Genomic DNA, 19,886 nt, shown 5'->3' with positions numbered 1-19,886 from the left:
CCCCGCCAGCCCTTCCGGCGAAGGGATCAGAAACCACCAGTCTCGACCGCGCCCGGTCGAGATCCGGCAGCCGGACGCATAGCTTGCTCCCGTACCCGGGCCGTCCGGTCTCCTCAATTTTGATCTTGTTGTTGTTTGTCGCGCCCTGCGCGAGCCTTGCGGCTGTTCGGGCTATCTTGCGAGCCGTCCGGAACGCATTGCAGGCCGCCTCTATGCGGCACGAGCGGTCGACTGGCAGGTGGCGGGTAACCACCCCTGCAGCACGAGGAAGTCCGGTGCCGTGATCTGTTGATGCGCCGGTTCTCAGTCCCCGGAGAACCCCCAGAAGTAGATCTCGGACGGCTTGCCGGCGTCGTCGTGCAGCACCGCGCACCGGCCGAACCAGCGCTGCGCCGCCAGGCCGTCGATCTGCGCGACGTGCGCCCGGGTCAGCCTGGTGACGCCGGCGCACCGCAGCGCCTCTGCGTCGCTGACCGGCTCGACCGTGCCGTAGTCCGGCTTCTCGCCCGGCTGCACGATCTCATGCATGTCGAGGATCGAATGCGTCCCGCACTCCTGCACCGACTCGGAACTCCACAGCTCCTCCTCGGTCCGCGGCCGGTTCGGGAAATCCTTCGCGGACTTACCCCACTCTGCCGGCTCGGCCCACCAGTAGTCGCCTTCCTCGAACACCCTTATTTGCAGCTCGTCAAGAGCCGTGCCCAGGTCAGGCTGGTACGCGACGTAGTAACTCCAACCGGACGCTCCCACTCGTACTCCCCTCGCCCTGCAATCGTCAACGACGAGATCGAAGCACGGAGGTACGACAAGAAGCAGATGAACTACTCCGGGCTGGTAGTGCGCCGCGCCTCCAACCCGGAACGCGAGCGCATCGTCCACGAACACAGCCTGTCCTCGTCATCGAGTCCTGGGGATTCGCTGGACCATGTCGTGTCCGGCGCCGCCGGATGGCAAGAGGACAACCAGGCAGACAACGCAACCGCGCGCTCTGGCGTTCTTCGCATCGGCCACCGACCCGATCCGGATCCTCCCCACCGACGTGGACGCGCCCTGGAACAGTGCTCCGGCGGCAGAGCTACCTGACTGATCGGGCGTGAGGTCGACGATCACGGGGACTCGCTCCGGGCACGGTGACGATCGTGAGGTCCACATCGGCCGTTTCGCGCTTCTGCCGGCGGAACGTGAGCGAGGATGGACGGATGCCGTTGTTCGAGATGACGTCTGATCAGTTGGTCCCGGTCCCGTCGACCACGTTCGCCGCTGAGCAGGTGCTGGAGCGCGCTGACCTGCAGCGGCTGCTGCGGGCACGGCTGGACATGATCGTCGATGACGTGCTGGTCGTCTCCGAGGAGTTCGGGGCGTTCGCGGACGCCCGGCGGCGGGTCGACCTGCTCGGTGTCGACCGGGCCGGGCATCTGGTCGTCATCGAGTTGAAGCGGACCACCGATGGCGGTCACCTTGAACTGCAGGCGTTGCGGTACGCGGCGATGGTGTCGGTCATGACGTTCGAGGACCTGGTCGAACATTACGAGCTGTATCTGGCGAAGGTCGAGCCCGACGCCGTCGAGGACGCTCGGACGCGGCTGGCCGAGTTCCTGGAGGACGCCGGCGGCGAGGAGACGGTCCTCAGCCGCGAGGTCCGCGTCGTACTCGTCGCAAGCGGTTTCGACCGGGAGATCACGACCACGGTCCTGTGGCTCAACGACGTCTACGGCCTCGACATCCGATGTGTACGCCTCACCCCGTACAAGATCGATGACCGTTTGCTGCTGGACGCCCAGCAGGTCATTCCACTTCCGGAGGCCAGCGGGCTCACCGTGCAGCTACGGCGCCGGCAGACGCAGGTCCGGGCAGTCAGCACCGACACCCGCGACTGGACCCCGTACGAGATCATCACCCCGGCCGGGCGCACCGAACCGCTCCGCAAGCGGCGTGCTGTCCTCGCCCTGGTCACCGCGCTGCATCAAGCCGGTGTCTCCGGCGCGGACCTCGCGACGGTAATTCCAAAATCCAGATTCCTGCCGGTGGACGGCACACTCTCGGGCGAGGATCTTGACGCTGCGTTCGTTGCCGCCTATCCCGGGTCGTACAAGCGGGTGGGTCGATGGTTCACGGAGGCGCCGCTGCACGACGGCGACCGGACCTGGGTGCTGTCGAAAATGTGGGGCACGAACACCGGGCCGGTTCTCGACCGACTCCTGGGGCTGGCGCCTGGCGACGGCTACGCCTACCGGGCCCTCACCGACGACTGACCAGCTCGTGCGGGCCCACGCCGGTCAGCGCCCTCGTCACCGGCCGGCCGGAGCCGACCTGCTAACCCAGGTGCGTGAGCATGACCGGACCACAGGGTGCGGTGCCTCACGAAGTCGGAGATCAGTCGATGGCTGCACGCGCGCGGATCACTGGCCCATCGGACGCGAGCGCTCCACTGCCCGACACCCGGACTCTGCGGCGGGTGTCGCGGGCCGAGCAGCAGCGGATCACCGCCGACGCGGACGTGGACCGACGAGCCCGGGAATCACGGCTGGCGCTCGCACTCCGCCAGGAACGGCGGGCCGCCGCACGACACGAGCGCCTGGAGCGCATGACGGAACGGCGGGCACGGGCCGAACAGCGACGGACACGCCGGCGGGCGGCATGGCGGCGGATGCCGCGGCTGGCGGAACGAGCCCTGTTCGTCTTGCCGATCCTGTTTCCGATGGCGGTGGCCTGGGTCGGTCAGATCCAGTTCGCCATGCAGGTAATGGGCTGGCCGCTCGCCGGCGCGGTGGTGTTCGCGGCGGGCTTCGAGCTCTCGACGGCCTACGTCGCCCGGCTGGACTGGCGGTCACGGGCGGCCGGTGACAGCGGGATGCTGTTCCGGGCGGCGACGTGGGCGTTCGCGACCGGCGCGGCGTTGATGAACTACTGGCATGCGGCCGGGCCGGGCTTCGCGCCGACCGGGGAGGCCGTCTCGTACGGCCTGATGTCGGTGACCGGTGTGACGCTGTGGGAGCTGTGGTCGACCTACCGGCACCGCACGGCGATGCGCGCGGAAGGCCGGCTCCCGGCGAGCAGACCGCGGTTCGGGGCGGCACGGTGGATGTGGTTCAGCGGCATGACGTACCTGTCGTGGCTGATCGCGTTACGCGACGGGCATACCACGACCGAAGCCGCATGGCGTGCAGCGTTCACGGCCGTGGAACGCTTCGGATCGGTGCGCGCGGCCCGGAAGGCGGTCCGCAAGGGCGTCGACATCACCGGCACGCCAGCCGTGCCCCGAATCGCGCCTGAGCCACCTACGCCGCAGCCAGCCGAGAAAGGTTCGCCTCCCGACAAGGCTGCGGCTTCGGCCTCCCGGGCGCCAGCGGAACAGCTGGCGCTCGTCTGGAATCCGCCTCCGCCAGCCGCGAAGACCCCTCCCGCAGCCGAGCGGACGGTGGAGCCAGCCGGGCCGCCGAGCCCGGTCGCCCTGGCCACGCAGATGGAGGCCTTCGCCCGCAAGCAGCTCGCCGCGGGCGAGAAGGTCACCGGCGCGGCGTTGGACCGCCACTTCGGCACCAACGACTACGGCAGGAAAGTCTTGCGGCGCATCACAGCAGAGGCGCCTGCGACTCCGGGACGGGCGGCTTCACGGCGGCGGCGTTGAGGAACGGCCCGGACCAGGAGGAGGGAGCGCGACAGGTACGGGCCGTTCAGCGTTCCAACACAACGGTGCGCGCAAGTGACCCGACCGTGCCGCTCCACCCCGACGATCGCGAAACCTGCTGCACTTCACCGGCCGTGCTGGCCCGCACCGAACAACTTAATCGATTAAGAGCGCTGGCGTTACTCTCATCGCTCGAACGGGTTACCCGGCCTGTATCTCGCGGCATGGTCGCCGCGCGGAGCACGAACGAGTCATTCCTCTCACCCGCGTAGCCGATGACGGCGTCGGCTCGCCGGAGTAGCGCACGTACGCGCGGAATGCGGGTGGGGGCCGCACCCGGCGTGAGGCGATGGAGGCCATTGCATCAACCAGCCTGGCCGCTGGATGACCAGCGCAGCGGTGCCGCTAACACACGAACGGAAGCCTCCTCTGCGTTATCCACAGGCAGCTGGTTGTCCACAGAAAACGCCGGCGGCGTGTACGGAGGGGTCTATGAATACGACAGTGCAAGGCGCCGGTGGAACGACGCGGCCTCGCAGCAGGGTGTGGACGATCGACGCGGTGCGGGACCTGGGGTCGACGACGGACGTGGAGACGGCCGGGGCGATTCTCGGGATCGGGCGGTCGAAGTCGTACCAGCTGGCGAAGTCGGGTGAGTTCCCGGTGCATCTGTTGCGGATCGGTCGCCGGTATCGGGTGCCGGTCCCATCGATTCTCGAGCTACTCGGTACGGCCTGACCGGCCGGGGCTCGTCTGGAGTGGGGAGGGTCCATGTCGGACGCGGATGAGGTCGTCTACGACGAGCTGCCGGAGGCGATCCGGATCGTGCATGCGGCGTTGCTGGTGCCGGAGCGGGTGGCGGAGGCGGTGCCGTTGGCGTTGCAGCTGCTGGCGCATGGGTGGATCACCTTGGATTCCCGCAGCGAGGTGGCCCGGGGGTGGAACCGCCTGGGGATGGAGTCGAACCTGATGGTGTCGATGCTGTTCCCCGACGCCCTGCACTACAGAGTCTTGGTCACCCCGGCCACGGATGATCCTGTCACGCTGGAGGCCGCCCGGCAGATGGCGTTAGCGGCCGCGGACGGCCTGGACCTGCTCGGTGAGGATCCGAGCCTGTCGGTCGACCGGCGGTGGGAGCTGGTGACGGCGGCGGCTGACTTGCGGAGCATGGCGCGGCGGCCGGGATGACGTACGGAGACTGGCTCGATCGCGCGATGACGTCGCTGGATGCCGCGGTGGTGACCGCGCGGGAGGCCGGTGTCGTCATTCATCCGGGGGCGGTCGGGGCGCTGGCGGCCCGCCGGGCGGTGTATGACGGGGTGGAGCGGCTCCGGGAGCTGGTGATCGGGGTCGACGAGGAGGCTGTTCCGGTGTTCCGGCAGTCCTCCACGGAGCTGCGTGCGGTGATGACGGCGGGACGGCGTGGTACGCCGGAGGACGTGAACCGGCTGCTGCGCGCGGTGGTCGCCACCGCGGGGGAGGGCGAGTCCCGCCGGTGGCCACCGGCGCGTACCGGTGATGGGGTTGCCGGAGACCTGGTGGTGGCGGCGTCCGCGCTGCGGGCGGCGGGAGATGTACTGGCCAGTCATCTGGAGCCGGCCGGCCGGGCACGAAGCCAGGTCGGTACGGCGATCCGCCGCGGTGCCGGCGTGGCAGGCGCGCTCGGCGATCTCGCCTCGGTCACGGCCGCCGCCTGCCGTGTCGATCAAGAGTTGCACCGGTCGCTGGGACGGCGGGGCGGGGCTGCCTCTGCTCGGCTACGGGAGATCCATGCCGGCGAGCTGCGGTCGATCGCGGTGTTGTCGGACCGGTCGGTGTCGCGGTGGTTGGAGCGGGCGGCGGCGAGGTCGCAGTCGTCGGTGCTGCGACATCTTCGGATAGCTGTTCCGGGTGACGTGGCGGGGCGGCCGGTCACCAAGATCCGTGATGTGCTGGTGGTGGTGCAGTCGGTTGCCGCGCACATGTTTCAGCATCCCGAGCGGGTCACGATGGTCGATATCGCGGATGCGTGCACGCTCGGGTCCCGGCTCGCGGCTCTTGCAGCTACCGTCGGGCGTACCACGCGTACCACGCGTTCCGACGGCACTGTGGCCGACCCGGATGCGACAGCGGTGTTGTGGGAGCAGACAGCTCGCCTGGCCGGCAAGCTCGGCGCCCAGCCGGGCATGACCTATCCGATGCGGCCTGCCGTCGCCGCTGCGGCCAGGCTGCTCCGGGAAATGGACGTCGCGACGATCCGGGGTAGCCAGGCCGAGTTGGTGCATACGGCGGCACGGTGGCTGCCGGACCTCGCCGCAGGCCTACGGTTCGCGTTGAAGCAGGGGATCACGCAGGGGCGCCTGCTGGCGTACACGTTCGTGATGACCGGCACCAGCGGCCAGCTCATTCATCGGACACGGTCCCAGTGGCAGGTCATGACCGAACTCGACGGCCCCGTCGCGACACTGGCTGACCGGCTGCGCACGCTCACCTCGGCGCAGCACGGGCACGACGACGCCGCAGAACGGGCCGGCAGTGTCACCGCCATCGCCGGCCAGCTCGACAACGTACGTTCCGGGCGGGCCGCGAACTCGACCCGGTTACGCGGGCATCCTCCCCCGCTGCCACAGGCGTCACCCGATCGTCCTCACGGCCGTGGCCGGTAGCCGTACTGCTGCACGGGATGCGCATCGTACCCAGATCGAGCGGGATAGCAGCCTTCAAAGAGTTCATCGATACTCACGTTCGTTACGCGCGCGCACCTGACGTGCTCGAACGCCGACCGGCCCGCTCCTGCGGCTCTCCGAGAAGCGGGCCGGACGCCGACGCCCATGCATCAGGCAGACCTGACGCGTGCCGGACGGTAAAACGCCGGCCCGGGAAGGTGTACGTCAACGATGCCTCGCGATGTTGTCCGCCTTCGGGAACGGCGGTGCGTCCCGAAGAGCCGCGAGTCCGGTGATCGTTCTTGAGCGTGCCTGCCCCGGGCAAGATGCCCGGTATCAGCTCGCCAGCTGCTGAGCGGGGGCACCGGCGGGGTCGGGTGCGGCCGGGTGAGCCTGCCATTGCAGAGCCTCGGCGGCGGCGTACCGGATGAGTGGCAGTTGGTGGAGAGCGAGCAGCCAGATGTTGGAGTGCCCGTCCTCCCGGATCTCCAGCCAGGCGGCGGTAGTGGCGGGCACGAGCGCGTCGGTCGTCTTGGTGCGTGCGAGGTACATCCAGATGCCCTGGAGGTCGTCGTCGACGGTGATGGCGAGCCGTTCGGAACGGTGCGGCTCGTTTCCTTCCTCGGTGCCGGTGCACCAGTGCGGGTGTTCGTCCTCGGCGAACGGCGTGGTCGTGTCGGCGGCGATGCGGTCGAGCTGGCCGGCAACCGAAGCGAGTCGGGTGGCCTGCTGGCCCTCCAGCCGCAGGGTTTTGCGGTCGTAGTCCTCTTCCTCGACTGCGAACAGCAGTATCTGGCTGGTCGCGCCCGGTTCCTGAATGGTCCAGAAGCGGGCGCAGGTGTCGTCGCCGGGCAGCGATGCCCAGAGGACTCTGGAACGATGCCGGCCTCCTGGCGCCTCGGTTCGTAGGCACCAGTCGGGGTGCGCGATCAGCTCGCCGGCCGCGCTCCTCACGATGTCGTGGACGAACGCGCGGAACGTCGCCTCGGAAATCACGAGCGCCTGGCCGGTCGTCCGCAGCGCGAGTCCGCCCGTCGGGGCGGGCGTGATCTGCAACCGCTCGTCGTTGCTCCCGGCACCGATGTGGGCGGTGCCGGAAAGGAGTGCCGTGCTGTCGGTGTCTGCCATGGTGCCGTACTCCTTGATCGTCTGGTGGGGGTTGGTGGTGTGCCGCCGCGCAGCCGGGAACGGCTGGGAGGCGGCGGCACACCGGTGGGCGGCCGCCGTGGACAGATCCCGAGTCGCGAGCCAGGGAGTGGCGGCACCGCCCGTCCCGCTCGCGGATGCGGCGAGCGGGAGCCTGCGGGGGTGCAGATGCAGACGGCTGCGCGTGTTCGGCAGAAGCAGCATCAGAACCGGAGTTGGTTCACACGTCGAGAACCCGGTACAACTCTTGTTCGGCCACCATGAGCGCCAGGGCCTCGTCCAGCCGATCGCAAGCGTCGTCGCCGCCGCAGTTCTCATCGCAGTCGATGCCTGCCGCATGCGTGTCGATGATGAGGCTGGCTGCCAGCAGAGCGCCTGACCGGAGGCCCTGCGGGATGGGACACCCGTCACCGGCGCATCGCGGACTACACGGAGCGCCGGCTCGGTGAGCGGCTTCTGCACTCTCTGCACCGGCAACACAGGTGGAAAGGGTCCACCCGGTTCGCGGCGAGTCGGGATCGGTCAGCATGCGGCCGCCTCCGTGCTGCGCTGCACCCGGCGAATCGCCTCCGCGCGTACCAGGGTGTACGGACGCGGTTTGATCGGCGAGCCTTCAGAATTCAGCATGACGCCGGCCACCTCGACCCACCGCCCGTCCTCCAGGTCATGCACCTCGACGACCCGTTCGATCCTCAGCCTCAGGGGATCGAGCGTGCCGAACTTGTAGTCGTCGACAGCGAGCCGGAGCACGTCACCGCTGGTGAGGAGCTTCCGGACGCTCATCGGTACGGCCCGGAAGGTGTATCGCCGGTGGTGGAAGCTTCGCTGCGTGCCATGTTCGCGCGGAACGATTCGCGGTACCCGTGATTCGTTTCCATCAACGCCTCCGGAGCCCGATGGCGCGCATCGGCGGCGGGGTTCACCCGCACAGCCATCCGGTGGGCTCCGGTTGAACAGCTCACCCCGCCCCATAGCGCTCCTTGCCGCGCCGCGTACACCCTCAGCCCTGCGCGCAGACAGGCGGCTAACGCCCCCGATACCGCCGGAACCGGATGTATCCCCGACATGGCCGCTGCTGGCGGCTTACCTGCAGCATCCACCGCCTTCCTGGTCCTCGGTTGTGTGCGCTTAACGCAGCTCTCCCTGGTCGGCTGCGGACTTCGCGTTGTTCCTGGCATCTGGGCCTCCTGATCAGATGGACAGGGTGTCGGTGAGCGGTGTGCCGCCGTCTCAGCTGCGGGACTGAGAAGGCGGCACACCGCGGGCACACTGCCTCGTACTCCTGGATGCGAGCCAGGGATCGGCGGTGCCCGACCCGCTCGCGGCTGCTGCTAGCGGGAGCGTGGTGGTTCGGGTGCGGCGACCGCGTATAGACCGTTGGTTTGCGCGGCACTGGGCACCGCCCAGGTCGGTGCCGGCTTTCGGCCGATCAGGCAGCGTCATGCGTCACTACCTCGCTGCCCGTCGGAACATCCGTAGGCCGAGCAACGAGGCACTCCGGCATGACGTCGTCGTTGGCTGTACCGCCGCCCGGTAGCTGGTAGGTGATCCCCGCCGCTGTAGCCGACACACGTTCTACAACCCCAGGAAGCCACCGGCCGAACGGAGAGGACCACACCCAAACGCGCTGACCACGGTGGTACGACCGGGGCGGCGTGACGTCGTCCGGATGGCGCGCGTCTGGACCGGTGCTCGGATGCGCCTCATTGGCTGAAACGAAGAACGCCCGCGGCTCGATCTCGGCCTGAGGCTTCGCCCCGCTCATGTTGACCTCCATTCGATCGAACGCCCGTAGCTCCAGGCCGTCTGCGCGCACCCGAAGGGCTGGTTCAGCTGCAGGAACCTCGTATCGGGTGCACCAAGCCTCCCGGGGTTCACGTCACCGTGCAATGTGTCTCTCTGACACACATCTGAGGGATGTAGGCAGCTGGATGCGTGTCCGGCAGAATCAGCACTGAGCAAATTGTCTCAGTCACTACTTCATGTGGCTGAGACATGTATCTACGTGACACACTTTGGAGGTGACCGTGGCGGACTTGAGCGGCCCGACAACCATCCGGCGCAGCCTCGGACGCAAGCTGAAGAAGCTGCGTACCGGCGCTCACGTGACCCAGATGGACGTCGAGAAGGCCAAAGTCATGTCCCGAAGCACGCTGAACCGGATCGAGGCCGGAACCCGTGCGACCAAACCGGGCGAGGTCTACGAACTCTGCCGATTCTTCAACGTCACTGATTCTTCGATCCTGGAGGCGCTCGTCTCACTCGCCGACCGCACGGGTGCCGAACCGTGGTGGGGCGAGTACGGCGTCAAGCCGTCGCTATCGATGTACCTGGACCTGGAAGCCGCCGCGGCCCGCCTGCTGATCTTCGATCCCGGTGTGATCCACGGACTGCTCCAGACGCCGGACTACGCCCGTGCGTTGTTTTTGGCCTCGGGTGCCGATCCCGCCGACGTCAGCCGAAACCTTGAGCTGCGCCGGCATCGCCAGGAGGCGATCACTCGCCATCAGACCCCCACCCAACTCACCGCGCTCATCCCGCAGAGCGTCCTCCAGCAGCTTGTCGGAGGACCGGAAGTCATGACCGCGCAGCGATCCCACCTCTACGAACTGGCAGAACGAGACGGCATGGACGTCCGCGTGCTACCCACAGACGTGGGCGCACACGCCCTGAGCGGCGAGTCGGCATTCACAGTTCTGAGTCTTCCCGATCCGGAGGACCCGGACGTGGTCTACCAGGAGTCTCTCGTTGGAGCCCGGTACAGCGAGAACCCGGACGAGGTCGAGACGTACCTGATGTACTTCGATCGGTGCAAGGCGAAGTCAGTACCACTGAAGGAGATCGCTCATGAAGACCCGTGGCCTCACGACCCAGTGGACGAAGTCCAGCCGCTCTAGCGGCAGCGGCGGCCAATGCGTCGAGGCCCGCACGGCAGCCTCCGACGTGCACATCCGCGACAGCAAGCAGGGAGAGGACGGCCCGATCCTGAACGTTCACGCCGGGGCATGGACGCTCTTCCTCGGCGCGGTCGTGTCAGGGAAGGTCAGGGTTGCGGCCACCTCGTGAACCGGGGGAGCGACCTAGCCTGATTGGCATGACTGGGTACGACTGGAGCAGGTTCCCGGTGGTCGTCGACGCGGGCGCCGAGGAGGTACCGGAGATGGTCCGGCGGGCTCTCGGCGTCTTGGAGGATCTACTCCTGGCGACCAATCACGGGTGCACGTTCACGCTGGCCGACGGTCCGCTGGTCGACGGTGACGTCGCCACGTCGGTCACCGCTTTGCTGCCGGCCGGGTGCCGTGTCGATGTGCTCTCGCTGGCGGAGGCGTGGACGCCGCTCGTGCGATCGGCGCTGCCGGCCCGGTTCATTCCCTCCGAGCTGGCGTCGCACGACGTACCGATGGGGGTGGTCCGGGCGCTGGCTGACTGGACCGAGGCGCTGCTCGGCCTGATCTGGCCGGAGTCCGCGCCGTCCTGGACTGTCGAGGTGGAGTGCCCCGGCTGGTACGAGGGCTCGTACCTCGATGTCGCTGTTCTGGCGGGTGACAGGATGTGGCTGCTGCACCTCGGGGTCAGCGACTGACCCCTTCCGTTCCGCCTACTTCAGAAGAAGTCGTATGCGGGCGTCGAGCGCAGGCGAGGCGGTCCGGACCGTGTGCACGAGGGTGGTGAGGACCCACCACATGAAGATGGTGGTGAAGGCCCAGATGTAGTAGTCCCTGGTGCGGAAGGTGTAGAGGACAGCGAAGGCGATGGCGAGGCCGGACCCGGTGATGAGGCGTGCGGTGCGGGTGTAGACGATCGTGAGGGCTATGCCGATGCCGAGGATGGCGACGCCGAGGCGTTCGACGGTGGCGAGGGAGACGACCGCCTCCAGAACGTCCGGGACAGTGCCGGAGGTAGCCGCACCGTTGATGATGATGCCGAGGGCCGCGATGAGCGTGGCGGCAATGGGTGTGCGGCAGTCGCGGACCCAGGTCGGGATATCGGCAGGCGGGATGCGACTGATAAGCAGCCCGGCCGCAGCGGTGAGGACGACGACGGGTAGGGCGAACAGGATCGGCCAGCGGGGGAAGGTGTCCTGGTAAAGGTTGAAGTGGGCGCTGGCGGCGACGCCGAATGCCGCGGCGAGGGCGAGGGTGGCTGCGGCGGCGGTGAGCAGGGCGCGGCGGGCGATGCGGGTGCTGGCGGCCAGCTCGCCGGCGGTGGTCGCGGCGGTGTGGAGCAGGTAGGCGATGCTGGTGCCGTTGCTCCACCCGGCGAACGCGATGAGCAGGCCGCTGACCCCGAGTCGCGGGAGTTCCACGAACGCGGCGTACGGGACGCCGCCGTTATCGCGAGTCCAGGCCGTTTCCAGGGTGTGGGTGAGCATGACGAGCGCGGCGACGGCGAGCAGGATCGGCGCGCCGAGACTCCGCAACTTGTACTTGACCTGCGGCGCGGGAACATCCGGCACGACCGCAGCCTGCATCTGGGCGATCTGCGGTGCGGCGATGCGCATCGCACCGTCCACGGTCGCGTCCGGGCGGCTGATCGAGATCAGCGGAAGACCGGTTGCTTCTCGTGCCGTCTCAGCGATCCCGGGCAGGGCCGCGTGACCACCGGCAAGCAGCAGGACGGTGAGATCCTCTCCCCGGGTATCCGCCGCCGCGAGGACCTGGGCCACCGCTCCCGGTAGCTGCTCCCGCAGCCCGGCGGCCGCCGCGCTGAGCGCGTCCTGGTCCAGGACCACCGGTGGGTACGGTTCGGGCAGCACGATCGCCGCGCGGGCTGCCTGCCGTCCCAGGCTTTCCTTCGCCGCGCGGACCGCGTCGAGTAGTTGATGCCGTTCGACGGCGTGTTCCGGCGCGGCCAGCCACTCCCACAGCTTCGCGCCGCCGCCGGCGCGCGCGACGGCGAGTTCGGCAAGGGTGGTGTCGATGTGAGCGGCGTCGGTGTGCGGGATGGTGTGGTGCGCGAGGAGGTGCACGCCGTCGTCGGCGTGCTGGGCGACGGCGAGGGTGAGTCCGCTCGCACCCGCGTTGATCACCAATGTGCAGGTGCCGGGCTCGACGGGTGTGGCGGACCAGGCGGCCCAATGCGTGGCAATGGCTGCGGCGTCGGCGATCAGCCGAGGTTCGGGAAGTCCGGCTTTGCCGGCGGCGAGCCGAAGCTGGTGGCGGCGGTGCGGTCCCCACCAGCACGGCACGACCAGCGTCAGCCCACCGATCGGCGCCCCGGCGAGCCCAGTCGCCTGCCCGGCGACGGTGCGGAACACGGCGGCGACCGCCTCGACCGGATCCAGCAAGGTTCCCGCAACCGGGACTGGACCGCTACCGAGGTGTCGTAGCGGTGCGGCGAGCCAGGCGTCGGGCTGTACCCGCGCGGCGTCAACAGCGGCAGCACCAGTGAGCAGGGTGTTGGTGGTGGTGTCGAGCCAGATGCCGCTGGGGATGGTGGTGGTGCCGTCGATGACGACGGGTTGCCAGCGTCCGTCCGGGGTGGACAGCAGGGCGGTGGTGGTGGCGGTGCCGTAGTCGATGCACAGGTGCGCGGTGAGGGCCGGCATGTGCGGAAGTCTGCCGCACGGGGGTGGACGGGGCAGCACCATTCAGCACGAGGTGATCTCGCATGTGCAGATGGTGAAAGTTCCGCGGTTATCGGGTGGCCGCCTGTCTGGACGCAGCGGTATGACGGTCGTTCGGCGGTCACCATCCGCCGATTCGCCGATCCGGTCGGAAGGGGTCGCTGTGTCCGATCAGGAGGGCGACCGCGACGCTGACCGCCGCATCACCCGGCTCGACTCGGTCTGGGAGCCAGCGCCTGCCACCCCGCCACAGCCCTCACTGCGCGCACGGGCGGGGCGTACGGTGCGGTTCTTCTGGTCTTTGCTCGGCGTATTGGCGTTCGTCGGTGGGCCACCTGCGGCCGCCATGCTGACGTACCAGTGGTGGCGTACGTATCTGCCTACCGCCGCCGACCTGGAGACACTGCTCAACGACTCCGGCCAGGCGCCGGTCTCGCTCATCGTGACCGGCGCGGCCGGCGTCCTGGCCGTGCTGTGGCTGGTCCTGGCCGCGACGCTGCTCTACGTCACCGCCGCCGAGATCCTCGCCGTCACCGCCGGCATCCGACTGCCACGGCCACGGCTACCCGGCCCGCTGCGCACCCTCGCCGCCGGACTGGCCGGCACCGCCGCCGCGGGTGTCGGCGGCAGCGTCGCGTTCGCTTCTCCGCCCGCGGCGGTCAGCCACATCGACGCCGTCCCGGCCGCGCAGCCCGCCGCCCGTCTCGGCACGACAGCATCACTGCCGCAGGAGGCGGCGGCCGCTGCCTCTCGTTATCGGGTGGCCGACGGCGACTGGATGTGGCACATCTCCGCCCGCACGCTCGGCACAGCCGACCGCTACCTGGAGATCGCCGACCTCAACCCGCAGTACGCCACCGACCCCGACTTCCCCGACGTCATCGCACCCGGATGGACGCTCAACCTTCCTACCGAGGCGCACGACCGTGGACCTCGCCCCCACGCCCGCGGCACCTACCTGACAGCGCCTCCCCCACCGAAACGCGCTCCGTCGCCGACCGCGCGCCCGGAACGCCCCGAGGCGGACGCCGCACCGGCGCTGCCCACGCCGGACATCACGGAGGCGCCCACCCGGTCGGCCCCGGACAGCGAGGAGCCGGATCCGCTCGACCTGGCGCTCCCCGTCACCGCAGCGCTGGCGACGTCCGGGCTGCTCGCCGCGCTTCTGGCCGGTCGTCTGCACCGGCAGCGCACCCGCGCTCGCCAGCACCGCCGGCTGCACCACCGCCTGACGGCGGCACCAGAACCCCACACCGAAACGACGGTACGAGCGGCAGCCCGGCCCGCCGACGTCGCACGCCTCGACCACGCCCTGCGCGCCCTCCCGCTCCTGCTCCGGGACACCCCGGCCGACCGGCTCCCGGACATCATCGCGGTCTGGATCGGCCAGGACTCCCTGCACCTCATCCTTACCGCTCCGGCCGTTGACGCGCCCCTTCCGTTCCTCGCGGACACGACCGGCCGGCGATGGGTACTCGACGCCGACGCCACCCTGCCCACGCTGACCGGTGGCGAGGTCGCGCTGCTGCCGACGCTGGTCACCATCGCCTCACATCCGGAAGGCCATCACCTGCTCGTCGACCTGGAACGCATCGGCGTCCTGTCGATCACCGGCGACTCCCGGCAGACCACGAACATGCTCCGCTACCTCGCCACCGAACTAGCGACCAGCACCTGGTGCGACGACACCGACATCGCCGTAGTCGGCCTCAACCCCACCGACGCCGAGCACCTCACCACACTCGGCGGGCACCGCATCCGTATCACCACCCCGGCTCAAGCCGCAGTCCTCGCGCACCGCTGGGACGCGCTGCCCTCAAATTCTCCGCTCGCGTCCCGGATCCGGGACGCTCACCACGGGCCGCCGACACCGCTCGTGATCCTCACCGCGACTCCCGACGATTCCAACACCATCAGCGGGTACGGGTCAGGAAGCCCGGAGGTCGCGGCCGCGCGGACGGAGAGCCGGTTCGGGTTGCGGATCGACGCGGACGGCGTCGTCGTCCTCGACTGGCTCGACGCGACCGGGCTCTACGCCACCGGCCTCCCCGCCGACCAGCTCGCCAACCTCGCACGACTCTTCCGCAGCGTCCAATCCCGCCAGCCCGGCACACGGACGACGCCCGCCGACGAGCCGGTACCGCCCGCCACGGAGGAGTGGGCACACGGCACCGACGTTCACGGCCACCTGCTCCCGACCGCGGACACCACCGCCGCAGAACCGGATCCGAAGCCGACCGGTGACGTGGCACCCGGTTCCGTACCCGCCGATGAAGTCCCGGCCCCGCGCAGCCGGAAGCCGCACGACGATGCCACGCTCGACGCGGATCTCGCGGACTGGCATGACCCTGCCACCGGCCGGCTGCGGATCGCGATCCTCGGCCCGGTCGACGTCCAGGCCGCCGGCCCGCCACCCGACGAACGGCTCAGGTTCCACCGCGAGATCGTCGTCTACCTCGCCGCCCGTGGACGGCATGGCGCCACCGGCGAGCAGCTCGACGCCGCACTGTGGCCGGAGACGATCGTCAGTCCGCGCAGCCGCCGGGTCGCGATGAGCCGCACCCGCCGCTGGCTCTCCGAGGCCACCGACGGCGAACCGTGGCTGCCGCCGAACAACAGCGTCGACCGCACCTACCGGCTCCACGACGGATACCTGCTCGACTGGCATCTGTTCCGCCGGCTGCGGACCCGCGCCGAGACGGCCGGCCCGGACGGCGCCGCCGACCTTCGTCGCGCGCTTGAGCTCGTCCGCGGGCAGCCTCTCGCCGGTGCCGACCTGGCCTACTCGACTCGCTACCGCACCCCGTACGCGTGGCTGCCGGACAGCGACATCCAACCGCACCACCTCGTCTCCGCGATCATCGACACCGCCCACCAGTACGTCCGGCTCTGCCTCGACGCCGACGACCTCGTGGGTGCTCGGTGGGCCGTCGACATCGCCTGGCAGGCCGACCAGGAACGCGCCGACGACCACCCGTGGCTCGACGCCATCCGCATCGCACACCGGGCCGGCCACCGCGCAGAGGTACGCACCCTGCTCGACGATCTCGTCCAGGCGCGGGAGGCCGAGGTCCCGGAGGACCTGACGGCAGCGACCTACCGAGAGATCATCACCCTGATGCCGGACATCCTGCAGGTCGAATAGCCAAGATGTCACCTATCGGTGCAGCAGGCCTACCGGAATTCCTACCGTTTCGCAACAGCGAGCTCGGGCTAACCTATGGGGGCTGATCCGTCGATATGAGCGCGATAGGCCAGGCCGTGGTTCTGACGGTTAGCTCGCGTCCTGCGGGACGGGCCATGCCCACTGCTTGGATCGAACGAACAGGATCCACGGCAGCTCGATCTCGCCCACACCGCGATCCCACGCACGCGAGCACTCCCCACTTCGAAGGCATTCGTAGACGTTCATGTAGTCGAAGTAATAGTCGCGCGGTGTCCGAAAGCACCTGACAATGAGCATCCAGGCGTGGTCGGTGAGCTGCAAGGGCCGCGATATCGGCGTCAGTTGCTCGATCACGGCACTGAGATGTTCCGGAATGTATGGATTTTCAGGAACCATGGACGCCTCCCTGGCGAAAGTCTCCACTTGAGAAGCTACGGAAGGATTCAGATGCCGGTCCATGACCGGTTGTGGCAGGACGGCGACGTTACGACGACATGTCTCTGCCTCTTTGCGCGCGCCGCTCTATCCGTTTCGGTCGCGGATGTCTAGCCTTCCCCGGTGCTGCATATCGCCGTGCTAGACCCGCTTCCCCTGTTCGGCCGTGGAGCGACGACGGTGTTGGCTGCGGCTGGTCACGAGGTGCAGGTTCCTGAAGACGTGCGTTCCTGGGCGGAATCCCGCCGTCCTGCCATCGTCCTGTTGACGTTGCTCGCCGGCTCCGACTGGGGGCTGCTGGCCCCGCTGCAGGACATGCCAGAGGTCACGGTGATCGCTGTGCTGCAGAACTTGCACCCCGCGGCGATCCGCGCGGTGCGGATGGGCGCGCAGTCGGTTCTGCCGCGTACGGCTACTCCTGCAGTCCTTTTGCGAACAGTGGAGGCCACCGCAGATGGGCAGGCCGTCCTACCCGCCGAGGTGCTGTCCATGCTGGCTGGCGCACCACCATCCGGACCGGCGACCTTGTCGGAGGAGCGGCTGTCATGGCTGCGTCGACTGGCAGCAGGGTCGACCGTGGCGGAACTGGCGGACACCGCCGGCTACTCGGAGCGAGCGATGTTCCGGATCCTTAAGCAGGTCTACCGGGACATGGGTGTAGGTAACCGGATGCAGGCGGTGCTGCGGGCGCAGGAACTCGGCTGGCTGCCGGGGGACGGGCGTTCAGTCCGTGGGCGTTGAGGAGCCACCGGCCAGGGCGTCGAGCAACGACTGGACGCGGCCGGGGGGTTGGGCGTACCCAGCAAGTGTTCTCAAGAGGAAATCGCGGCGCGCGCGCAGGACCGGGGCGCCGAAATCTGGGGTGGCGAGATGCTCAAGGGCGGCGTCCGGCTGCGGGGAGAGCGCGGCGATCGCGAACCCGAGCATGTCGCGGGCGCCGCGGTCGCGCTCGTCCCGGACCCGCTCCCGGGCCTCGTCGGAGAGACTCCGGAAGAGCTCCGCCGCCTTGGCGGGATCGGCCTTCTGGTGCAACAGCGCGTTCAAAGCCGGCACTACCAGGGAGCTTCGGGGCGCCCGGTACGGTTCCGCGTCTTCGATGTGCTGGCGGGCCTCCTCCGGTTTCCCGTCGTAGAGCGCAGCCCAGCAAAGAGTCGTGCGAGCCTGGAGGACCAATACGGCGTTGTTGGTTTGCAGCGCATGTTCCAGCGCTGTGGCCGCCTCGTCACCGGCAGATGCGAAGGACCCGATAGCGAGCAGTCGATCCGCCTCGGCCTCGTGACAAGCGGCTAGGTGCCACTCGCTTTCGCGGGCTGCTGCCCGAGCACGCCGGATCAGGGCTTCCGCCGCCCCAGTGTTGCCGGTCTCGACGTGCCACCGGGCAATCCGAAGCAGCAGCCCGACCGGCTCGCCCTCGGCGAGCGTGAGCGCTTCGTTCGCGCGGGTGAAGGCACGGTCGTACTGACCCCAGCGGTGATGGCATTCGGCCAGTTCCTTCAGCGCGGCTCGTAGAACCGTTGGTATCTGCTGCTGGTACGCCTCTTTCCGGGCTTCCTCGTAATAGTTGTAGGCGAGGTCAGCGCGTCCGGACAGCCAGTAGTAGATGCCGAAGTTGTAGCGAATCGTGGCCCGGATCTCCGGATGACCCAGCTTGTTGGCCCTGTCTAGTGCCCGCCCGTAGGCCACGTTCGCCCTATCAAAGTCGTCGACCGATGTGTACGCGTTTCCCAGCTCGTTGTCGTTGAGCATCTCCAGGCCGGGTATACCGATCTTGCCCTGAATCGTCTTCCGCGCAGCGAGTAGTAGGTGTCCACAGTTCCACCGCTTGAGGGCGCCGGTCATCGACTCCATCGCGGCGTAAACCATTGGATAGCGCCTGTCGGCCATCAGCACCGCGACGTACGCGAAATGCAGGCGCAGGTCGTCGAGCGAGCGCAGATCCATCAGTAGCCGCGGCCGCAGCACCTTCTCGACTCGGTGCAACAGCGCGGATCGTGCCTCCGGGTCGGTCGGGAGGAACCAGTCGGCGTCGGCGAACGTCAGGTAGTACCCCTCGTCGGTCCGGCGAACGAGCTCGTGCTTCTCAAACCTTTGCAGGGCTGCGGTAACCAGCGGCGGGGCGACCGGCGGGGCGATGGTCGCGGCGATCGCGTCGGCGTCGATCGTCGTCTGGAACGCGGCTACCGCCTGGATCACCTCACGGGAATGGTCGTCGAGGTTCTCGACCAGGATCCCGGCAAGCCGGCGTGGCATGGTCAGCGGATCGAGGCCGACGAGGGTATCCGCAAGGGCATTGATCTCGAACCCGCGGCTGGGGGCGGCGAGTGCGACGCTAGCGATCATAAGCTGTCCGCATCGCGGATTGCCATTGAGCCGGTCGTAAAGGACCGCATGCCGCCCCTCGGGCAGCTTGCCGAGCTTCGGGTCGCGGTCCGTCAAGAACTTCCGGAATTCCGCACGAGGCAGCTTGCCAATCGAAATCGCCGCCTCCTGCGTCCACAGCCGCGGACCGGACGAACCTAGGACGTCCCGGCTGACCAGGATGACCGTGGCGCGATGCGGGTGGCCGTGCCGGTAAATCGCCTCCAGTGCCTCGTCTAGCTGGAGGTCGACGTGGTGCTGCCCGTCCGGGACTGCCAAGTACTCGGCGCCCTCAATGACGATCACGATGCGGGTTAGTCCGGCGTTGCGCAGCGCGAGCCGCAGACGGGCGAGCCGGGTCTCGCCGGGATACAAATTTACTGGCTCGTCCATGCCTTCAAGATCACCGATGAGGGTACGGACGTCGAAACGGATCCCGGGAGTCAAAACGTGCCGGTACACGGTCAGCGATGACCCGGCCTCGTCCAGATCACCGAGCACGCTGTCGACGACTTTCGTCTTGCCGAATCCCGCCGGACCAACTACCCGCATCACACCAGGCGGGCGGTCCTGCCTCAATGCGTCGTGTAGGCCGTCGTACTCGTTCTCGCGGTCCAGCAGGGTAGGGTCGCGGGGCGGCTCTAGCGCGGCGGATGCAGGTGCCAAAGGTGACCCGCCTCGGAGCGCGACGATTAGCGACAGGGTGCCGGTTGTCATGCCGACGATCCAGCTCATCGCCTCAGCCCAGGGCCAGATACCCTTCTCCGGATTGGTGAACGACCTCCACCAGCCAAAATGGAAGCCGAGAATCACAAGCGCGGACAGCACGGTAACTGATAGGAGACCGTAAAGTATCGACCGCGGTTTCATCCCGTCATCATGACGCGTCGAAGAGTGAACGTATAGACCTGCAGGCGTGGTATCGGGTCCATTCCAGTATTT

The 19,886-nt window shown here is 68.4% G+C and carries 17 protein-coding genes; 10 read left to right on the top strand and 7 right to left on the bottom strand.

Going from position 1 to position 19,886, the window contains the following annotated elements; all coding sequences use genetic code 11:
• Nucleotides 1-303: 303 nt before the first annotated feature.
• On the bottom strand, nucleotides 304-750 hold the full coding sequence (locus J2S43_RS07215; protein ID WP_306827829.1) for a hypothetical protein: 447 nt from the start codon (nucleotides 748-750) through the stop codon (nucleotides 304-306).
• A gap of 449 nt (nucleotides 751-1,199) precedes the next feature.
• Here J2S43_RS07215 and J2S43_RS07210 point away from each other — a divergent pair, with 449 nt between their 5' ends.
• The 5 genes from J2S43_RS07210 to J2S43_RS07190 all read left to right on the top strand — a co-directional run bounded on the left by J2S43_RS07210 (nucleotide 1,200) and on the right by J2S43_RS07190 (nucleotide 6,273).
• Entirely contained in the window at nucleotides 1,200-2,252 is a 1,053-nt protein-coding gene (locus J2S43_RS07210) for a PDDEXK family nuclease (protein ID WP_306827828.1), read from the top strand.
• 203 nt (nucleotides 2,253-2,455) lie between these two features.
• Entirely contained in the window at nucleotides 2,456-3,628 is a 1,173-nt protein-coding gene (locus tag J2S43_RS07205; RefSeq protein ID WP_306827827.1) for a hypothetical protein, read from the top strand.
• 384 nt (nucleotides 3,629-4,012) lie between these two features.
• Complete coding sequence (locus J2S43_RS07200; protein WP_306827826.1) at nucleotides 4,013-4,366, top strand: helix-turn-helix domain-containing protein; 354 nt, start codon at nucleotides 4,013-4,015, stop codon at nucleotides 4,364-4,366.
• Between the two features lie 33 nt (nucleotides 4,367-4,399).
• A complete protein-coding gene (locus J2S43_RS07195; protein ID WP_306827825.1) occupies nucleotides 4,400-4,816 on the top strand; it encodes a hypothetical protein in 417 nt (138 codons plus the stop codon).
• On the top strand, nucleotides 4,813-6,273 hold the full coding sequence (locus J2S43_RS07190; RefSeq protein ID WP_306827824.1) for a hypothetical protein: 1,461 nt from the start codon (nucleotides 4,813-4,815) through the stop codon (nucleotides 6,271-6,273). The genes J2S43_RS07195 and J2S43_RS07190 overlap by 4 nt, the downstream gene beginning before the upstream one ends.
• Nucleotides 6,274-6,609: 336 nt before the next feature.
• Here J2S43_RS07190 and J2S43_RS07185 read toward each other — a convergent pair whose 3' ends face one another.
• The 3 genes from J2S43_RS07185 to J2S43_RS07175 are packed head-to-tail and all read right to left on the bottom strand — an operon-like array spanning nucleotide 6,610 to nucleotide 8,202.
• Entirely contained in the window at nucleotides 6,610-7,623 is a 1,014-nt protein-coding gene (locus J2S43_RS07185; protein WP_306827823.1) for a hypothetical protein, read from the bottom strand.
• Nucleotides 7,624-7,639: 16 nt separating this feature from the next.
• Entirely contained in the window at nucleotides 7,640-7,948 is a 309-nt protein-coding gene (locus tag J2S43_RS07180; protein WP_306827822.1) for a hypothetical protein, read from the bottom strand.
• Entirely contained in the window at nucleotides 7,942-8,202 is a 261-nt protein-coding gene (locus tag J2S43_RS07175; RefSeq protein ID WP_306827821.1) for a hypothetical protein, read from the bottom strand. Before J2S43_RS07175 ends, J2S43_RS07180 begins: the two co-directional genes overlap by 7 nt.
• Before the next feature lie 1,238 nt (nucleotides 8,203-9,440).
• On the opposite strand from J2S43_RS07175, the gene J2S43_RS07170 reads away from it, so the two are divergent.
• From J2S43_RS07170 to J2S43_RS07160, 3 genes are read left to right on the top strand one after another with little or no spacing between them, the layout of a single operon-like run.
• A complete protein-coding gene (locus J2S43_RS07170) occupies nucleotides 9,441-10,316 on the top strand; it encodes a helix-turn-helix domain-containing protein (RefSeq protein ID WP_306827820.1) in 876 nt (291 codons plus the stop codon).
• Nucleotides 10,267-10,485, top strand: a complete 219-nt coding sequence (locus J2S43_RS07165) for a DUF397 domain-containing protein (RefSeq protein WP_306827819.1) — start codon at nucleotides 10,267-10,269, stop codon at nucleotides 10,483-10,485. The genes J2S43_RS07170 and J2S43_RS07165 overlap by 50 nt, the downstream gene beginning before the upstream one ends.
• A gap of 28 nt (nucleotides 10,486-10,513) precedes the next feature.
• The gene (locus tag J2S43_RS07160) at nucleotides 10,514-11,002 is read left to right on the top strand and encodes a hypothetical protein (RefSeq protein WP_306827818.1); all 489 of its coding nucleotides are present in this window, start codon (nucleotides 10,514-10,516) and stop codon (nucleotides 11,000-11,002) included.
• A gap of 15 nt (nucleotides 11,003-11,017) precedes the next feature.
• On the opposite strand, the gene J2S43_RS07155 is transcribed toward J2S43_RS07160, so the two are convergent.
• A complete protein-coding gene (locus J2S43_RS07155; RefSeq protein WP_306827817.1) occupies nucleotides 11,018-12,967 on the bottom strand; it encodes an Hsp70 family protein in 1,950 nt (649 codons plus the stop codon).
• Nucleotides 12,968-13,148: 181 nt separating this feature from the next.
• On the opposite strand from J2S43_RS07155, the gene J2S43_RS07150 reads away from it, so the two are divergent.
• Complete coding sequence (locus J2S43_RS07150) at nucleotides 13,149-16,130, top strand: peptidoglycan-binding protein (RefSeq protein ID WP_306827816.1); 2,982 nt, start codon at nucleotides 13,149-13,151, stop codon at nucleotides 16,128-16,130.
• Between the two features lie 129 nt (nucleotides 16,131-16,259).
• Here the strand turns inward: J2S43_RS07150 and J2S43_RS07145 are convergent, their stop codons facing one another.
• Nucleotides 16,260-16,505 (bottom strand): hypothetical protein, encoded by a 246-nt coding sequence (locus tag J2S43_RS07145; protein ID WP_306827814.1) that lies wholly within the window; start codon nucleotides 16,503-16,505, stop codon nucleotides 16,260-16,262.
• Nucleotides 16,506-16,709: 204 nt separating this feature from the next.
• Here J2S43_RS07145 and J2S43_RS07140 point away from each other — a divergent pair, with 204 nt between their 5' ends.
• Entirely contained in the window at nucleotides 16,710-17,327 is a 618-nt protein-coding gene (locus J2S43_RS07140) for a helix-turn-helix domain-containing protein (protein ID WP_306827813.1), read from the top strand.
• Here the strand turns inward: J2S43_RS07140 and J2S43_RS07135 are convergent.
• Complete coding sequence (locus J2S43_RS07135) at nucleotides 17,310-19,772, bottom strand: tetratricopeptide repeat protein (protein ID WP_306827812.1); 2,463 nt, start codon at nucleotides 19,770-19,772, stop codon at nucleotides 17,310-17,312. The genes J2S43_RS07140 and J2S43_RS07135 overlap by 18 nt on opposite strands.
• Between the last annotated feature and the right edge of the window lie 114 nt (nucleotides 19,773-19,886).

Source organism: Catenuloplanes nepalensis (genome assembly GCF_030811575.1).
GTDB classification, from domain to species: Bacteria; Actinomycetota; Actinomycetes; order Mycobacteriales; family Micromonosporaceae; genus Catenuloplanes; species Catenuloplanes nepalensis.
This window is presented reverse-complemented; position numbering and strand designations above follow the sequence as displayed.